Source organism: Clostridia bacterium, from assembly GCA_012841935.1.
Taxonomy (GTDB): domain Bacteria; phylum Bacillota; class Peptococcia; order DRI-13; family DTU073; genus DUTS01.
The window spans coordinates 1-6,099 of the sequence record DUTS01000124.1 but is presented as its reverse complement, the minus strand read 5'-3'; the positions used below and the strand labels follow the sequence as shown (position 1 = coordinate 6,099).

Below are 6,099 nucleotides of genomic sequence, written 5' to 3'. Positions count from 1 at the left end.
TTCGTTGTACCCGAAGTTAAGCCCTTGGACTGTTATATCAAACAGCGGTAGGTTTTATCCGAAACTGGACAGGAAGAACAGGGAAACAAACAGAACTTATAGAGTTTTATAAGGTTTTGGCAACGGCAAAAAAATGATTCGTTCTTTATATAGTTCGAGTTCGGGCATGAGTGCCCAACAGGTTAATTTAGATGTGATTTCTAATAATTTGGCTAATGTCAATACTACAGGTTTTAAAAAGAATCGGGTAGATTTTGCGTCGCTTTTTTATCAGACTTTACGACAGCCCGCTCTTTCAACTGCTAATGGGCAAAACAATTTTGCCGTAGAAGTGGGAAATGGGGTAAAGATAGCGGCTACCCGTACAGCCTGGGAAAATGGTATCCTGCAGGAAACAGGTAATGATTTGGATTTGGCTATTGAGGGTGCAGGGTTCTTTATGGTGCATTTGCCTAATGGAGAAATTGGCTTTACGAGAGCTGGTGCTTTTCGTTTAGATAGTGATGGTTATTTGGTTAATGCTCAGGGGTGCCGACTTTTGTCTTCTAAAGGAAATGCAGCTCCCGAGAACAGTATTACATTAGCTGGACAAGATTTAAAATATATTCAGCCAGATACAGATGATTTTGTCGTACAGATTGCCCCTGATGGCAGTGTTCATACTGAAAAGGAAATAAGTGACCTGCCGGCCATTGAACTGGCTAATTTTGTTAATCCTGAAGGATTAATGGCTGCTGGCTCTTCTGCTTATGTTTATCATGATGTTTGTGGTGAGGTTATTTTGGGGCAGCCATTGGAAAATGGACAATTAGGAATGCTGCACAGCGGTTTTTTGGAAGCTTCCAATGTTAATATTGTGGAAGAAATGATTAAAATGATTATGGCTCAAAGGGCCTATGAAATTGGTTCCAAATCTATTCAAACTTCCGATGAAATGATGAGTATTACCAATAATTTAAAGCGGTAAGGGGGATTTAGAAAATGTACCTTGATCCACTGGCACTTTCGCCTGGATTAATTAAAAAAATGGAAAAAACATCTCTTGATCGTTCCGGTAATTTTGCCGAAATCTTGGCCCAAGAGCAAAAACAGTTGAAGGAAGCTTGTCAGGAATTAGAAGCATTTTTTGTACAACAGGTTTTTAAGCAGTTAAGGGCTACTGTGCCGGAAAGTGAACTCTTACCTAAAAGTATGGGGGAAAAACTATATGAGGAGATGCTGGATGCCGAATATAGTAAAATAATTGCTGAGTCACCACATGGGTTTGGTTTAGCGGAAATGTTATATGAACAGCTCAAGGAACGAATAGATTGAAAAAAAAGAAAAAGCAAAGTTGCCTTTAGGCAAACCTTGCTTTTTTATTTTTTAGGGTTAAAAAATTAAGGGTGCAGCTTGTTTTTGGCGGAATTTGGATGGGACATATCTTCTTTGATGATCGCGATTTGGTCATCGATATCACCGATGCGAACCAAAATGCTCATTTTGTTTCTGTTATTGGCTAAAGACCAAGCATCAAGCAGACGCGATCTTTCCTTGTAGAGGGAATTTAATTTTCTTTCATACATTATTTACACCTCCTTTGTGCGGATTATCTATCTAGTAGGCAATTGTAAGAATCTTTAAGAAACGTAATATTATATAAACATTGTTGCTAATATTATACCCTATAATAGCAATAAAGCAAGCGATTTTCTGAAATTGTAGATAGGTTTTAATAATTTGTAATGAAATTTTAACGTAAAAATATACTAAGAATAGTCTTTCGTTTCGGAATTAGTCATTTTACTAGCGAAAAAGGGATATTTAGTATAAAATAATTTTGTGAATTTTTTTAGAAAAGGATAGGTTGAGATGAAAAGATTTACAGGGTTTTGTATATTACTCGCTTTTTTAATTGCGATACCACTTGGGGCTGCGGAGGAATTAATGAGCCGTCTGTTTTTTGAAAAATGGTTGGATAATTCTTTACGTCCTTTGGAGGCTTCCATCAGTGATTTGCAAAAAACTTATCAGCGGTTAGCAGACGAGGCCGCGGAATTGGCACGTAATTTGAAAACTGAAATAAAGATAACTATTGACAGCCGTCGGGCTTTTATAGATGGACAGGCACAGGAACTAGAGGTAGCTCCTTTTATTTTTCAGGATCGAACCATGGTGCCAGTTCGTTTTATAGGGGAAGCATTGGGTGCAGAATTTTTGTGGGAAGAAAAAACTAGAAAAGTTACCTATATATATAGAAATCTTTTATTAGAAATTTTCATTGAGCAAACAGAGGGTTTTTTGAATCGTAAACCATTTCAATTAGAGACACCACCCATAATTAGGGAAGGACGTACTATGGTACCTCTGCGTTTTATCAGCGAACAATTGGGAGCCCAAGTCAATTGGGAAGAAAAAACACGCAGTGTTACTATTATTAAGTAAAGGATTGGTTTTTAAATCCTCTTTAGGTAAATGGTCTTTTTTGATACAATGCAGTAAGGGTGGTTAGGGATGAGATTAACGAGAAGGAGTAGATACTATTTAAGACGTTTTTCCAATTTAGTAGATTTAATGTTAGTTACATTATTAATTATGGTCAGTATTTATACTTTTTATGATCATTTTTTTCAATTACCTACTCCTGTACCACCACCAGCAGTTATTCATCCACAAGTAGAAAAGCCATTATTTCACGAACAGTTTAAAATACTTTTATTGGGGCTTGATGGTCGTGAAGGATTAAATGATCGCAGTGATACCATAATTTTGGCATCTATAGATACAAAATTAAAAAAGATACAATTACTTTCAATTCCCCGTGATACACGGGTACCTTTACGTGGTAAATTAAATAAAGTTAATGCTGCTTATGCTTATGGTGGGGTGGATTTATCTCGGGAAACTATAAGTGATTTTTTGGGAGTCTCCATTGACCGTCATATTATTATTAAATTTCCCGGCTTGATTAAGTTGGTAGATTTAGCTGGAGGGTTAACTTTAACTGTTCCCTATCGAATGTATAATCTACCTGAAGGAATAGATCTTTATCCAGGTTACCAGCACCTTGACGGGAAAGATGTTTTGGCTTATACTCGGTTTCGAAATGAAAAATATGGTGATTTGGAGCGGGCTAAACGTCAGCAGGAAGTTATTCAGCTCTTGGTTAAAAAAATATTAAAAGAAAATAGTGTACCGGAGATGTTGGAGTTTGTTCAGGCAGCCAATCGGGAAATAGAGACTGATTTATCTTTACGGGAAATGGTGGCTCTGGCCAGATTAACACCGAGTTTTTTGGAAAATGGGGTGGTTTCCAAAATTTTACCGGGGAAAAGTGCGATCATTGATCGCTTGTGGTTTTATGAAGCCGATTTAACCAATTTAACCGAAGTATTGACCATTGATTCTCCGGAAGCTTGTATTTAGCTAAATGGGGGGGAAAGAAAAATGGATTGGGAAGAAAAAACACAAACCGATGTCAAAATGCCTCCTTTGGTACGTACCAAAAAAAGAAAGTTAACTCCTTGGGGTTATGCAGCCATTATTGTCTTCTTATTATTATGTCTTTCTTTTGGTTTTTGGTTGGGGGGGAGAACCTCTACTTCTTTGATCCCACCGGAAGGAGATACAGATTTGGCTTTTCAGACACCGGATTTTTTAAATGTACTCCTTCTGGGGTCGGATCAGCGGAAAAATGAGCCGGCCAGGGCTGATACCCTTATCTTGGCGGCTGTGGATTTAAAGGAGCGAGAGATACACCTTGTATCCATTCCGCGTGATACTAGGGTTCTAATCCCCACTAAAGGGGTGATTCGAAAAATTAATTATGCCCATGCTGTGGGGGGAGCTGAGTTAACCGTGAAAACGGTGGAACAATTTTTACAGCTCCCCGTCCATTATTATGTAGAGACTAATTTTATGGGTTTTAGTGAAATTATAGATACTTTAGGTGGAGTTACCATTAATGTGGAGGAAAGAATGCACAAGCCCCTTGAGGGCATAGATTTACAACCTGGTATACAAAAGTTAAATGGTCCCGATGCTTTATCTTATGTCCGCTGGCGGGGAGATGGGCGTGGTGATTTAGGTCGAATAGAAAGACAGCAAAAGTTTATACATGCTTTAGCTGATCAGGCTTTAAAGTTTTCTACCCTTTGGAAAATTCCGGAGTTAATCGAAGAGGTTAAGGAATATGTTGGTACAGATATGAAATTAAAACAGATGATAGCCTTAGGTAATAAGTTTAAGAATTTTGAGCAAGTGAAAATGTACACTTATCAGGTGCCAGGGGAAACAGATGACATCAATTATGGGGGTAGTTATTTTATTACTGATCAAAAGGAGTTAGAAAAATTACTACAAAAAATATATGAAAAAGAGGAAAATGGGGAAGAAACGGGAACTTAATAAAGGGGAAGACCGTCTATGAAGATAAAAACAGTGTCCATTTTGGGTTTACCGATAGCGGTATTAACTATGGAAGAGGTTTTAAATTGGGCAGAAGCAAAACTGGAATCTCAAGAAGTGGCCCAAATTATTACCGCTAATGCTGAAATTATTTATCGGGCTTATCGGGATCCGCAATTGGCCGATTTGTTTAAAAAAGCTGCTGTAATTACGGCAGATGGTGCGGGGGTGGTCTGGGCCTCGGAAAAGTTAAATACTCCACTTCCGGAAAGAGTGACTGGGGTGGATTTAACCCAGCGGCTATTAGCTTTAGCTTCCCAAAAAAATTGGTCAGTCTATTTTTTAGGGGCTAAGCCAGAAGTGGTTAAACAGGCGGTACTGCGTACTTTAAGTAAATACCCCCATTTACAAATTGTCGGTTATCAACATGGTTATTTTTGCAAGCAGGAAATTAGCCAGATCGTGTCGAAGATACAGCAAGCGAAACCAGATTTACTATTAGTTGCTATGGGGGCACCTCGGCAGGAGATCTTTATTCAGGAATACTTACCCCAATTGAATACTAAATTAGCAATGGGGGTTGGTGGTACTTTCGATATTTTGGCTGGTACGGCAGCTAGAGCACCGCTCTGGATGCAAAAACATGGTTTAGAATGGTTTTACCGCCTTTGCCGTCAGCCATGGCGAATAGGCAGAATGCTGAGCTTACCCCGCTTTATAATGGCGGTTTATAAGCAGAAGAGGGCTTTTTCGCGACTAGACAAAAGCTAAAAAATGTTGTATTCTGTTAAATGCCTATGGCTTTTTACAGACAGTTTCTGGTGATTGACTTCAAATGCTCTTGTGATATAATATGGTTTAGTACTTGCCATGTTATAGGCAATATGTTATTATCCTTAGTAAAAGGGAGAAGTTTAGGTTAATTGCTCAGCATTTTTGAAGGGGGGGATAGGGCCACGTAGGAAATGGGAAAGAGTACATAGTGTAGGACGAAGAGGTTCCCAAGAGTAACTCGATAAAAAAATAGACTCTTGTCAACTTATCGAGTGGAACCACCCGTGGTATACACGGGAATGAACACTCCTCAAGGAGGGTTCAGAACCTTGAAAACTTTAAGGAGGGATATAGTTTGAAATCGAGAAAATTATTTGCCATCTTAACGCTGGTAGCGTTTATGATGACACTCGTGCCGGCATTGGCGTTTGGTGGGAATATTGAAGCTTCCGAGCTTTATAACCGCGATGCAAGTGAGGTTTATACAGATGATTTGTCTGTAAAAGTTACAACAGATAAAAAGACACGGTATGCCAAAGTTTATGTGGAGTTTAAAGATGACGAAAATAATATTTTGGCAAATAGCCCGATTGATATGCTTTGGTTAAAATCTTCAATGACTACAGTGAAAGTTGATGTAGATAAAAAGTATCTAGCTAAAAGTGAAGCTACAGAAGGAATCACTGAGCCATTTGCTACTGGGGTAGTAGGTTTTAAAGAAGGCGAAAGTAATCAATTAAAGGCTGATGGTAATGGTGAGGTAGAATTTAAGTTCTATTCTTCTTTGGCGGGTACTGCAAAGCTCAGTTTTTGGAGCGCAGATCCAGCTGTAGATGGGGTTGACAAAGATTCTATTTACTTTATTGACGAAGTAGAAATTAAATTTACAGCCGATGATGGTAAAGTTGATGTGGTAACCCTTGATGTAGATGGTGGGGA

General features: G+C 38.5%; 8 protein-coding genes. 7 read left to right on the top strand and 1 reads right to left on the bottom strand.

Features of this window, described 5'->3' with window-relative positions:
* Positions 1–133 precede the first annotated feature (133 nt).
* Together flgG and GX687_06955 are read left to right on the top strand one after the other, a co-directional pair.
* Positions 134–967, top strand: a complete 834-nt coding sequence (gene flgG, locus GX687_06960; GenBank protein ID HHX97175.1) for a flagellar basal body rod protein FlgG — start codon at positions 134–136, stop codon at positions 965–967.
* Positions 968–981: 14 nt separating this feature from the next.
* Complete coding sequence (locus tag GX687_06955) at positions 982–1,314, top strand: hypothetical protein (GenBank protein HHX97174.1); 333 nt, start codon at positions 982–984, stop codon at positions 1,312–1,314.
* 65 nt (positions 1,315–1,379) lie between these two features.
* Here the strand turns inward: GX687_06955 and GX687_06950 are convergent, their stop codons facing one another.
* Positions 1,380–1,565 (bottom strand): hypothetical protein, encoded by a 186-nt coding sequence (locus GX687_06950; protein ID HHX97173.1) that lies wholly within the window; start codon positions 1,563–1,565, stop codon positions 1,380–1,382.
* A 286-nt stretch (positions 1,566–1,851) separates the two neighbouring features.
* Here GX687_06950 and GX687_06945 point away from each other — a divergent pair, with 286 nt between their 5' ends.
* The 5 genes from GX687_06945 to GX687_06925 form a co-directional block, all read left to right on the top strand.
* Complete coding sequence (locus GX687_06945) at positions 1,852–2,424, top strand: copper amine oxidase N-terminal domain-containing protein (GenBank protein ID HHX97172.1); 573 nt, start codon at positions 1,852–1,854, stop codon at positions 2,422–2,424.
* Positions 2,425–2,493: 69 nt separating this feature from the next.
* Positions 2,494–3,405, top strand: a complete 912-nt coding sequence (locus GX687_06940; protein ID HHX97171.1) for an LCP family protein — start codon at positions 2,494–2,496, stop codon at positions 3,403–3,405.
* A gap of 21 nt (positions 3,406–3,426) precedes the next feature.
* Positions 3,427–4,386, top strand: a complete 960-nt coding sequence (locus GX687_06935; protein HHX97170.1) for an LCP family protein — start codon at positions 3,427–3,429, stop codon at positions 4,384–4,386.
* 18 nt (positions 4,387–4,404) lie between these two features.
* The gene (locus tag GX687_06930; protein ID HHX97169.1) at positions 4,405–5,157 is read left to right on the top strand and encodes a WecB/TagA/CpsF family glycosyltransferase; all 753 of its coding nucleotides are present in this window, start codon (positions 4,405–4,407) and stop codon (positions 5,155–5,157) included.
* A 358-nt stretch (positions 5,158–5,515) separates the two neighbouring features.
* The coding region (locus tag GX687_06925) for a hypothetical protein (protein ID HHX97168.1) at positions 5,516–6,099 on the top strand (584 nt) is incomplete at its 3' end.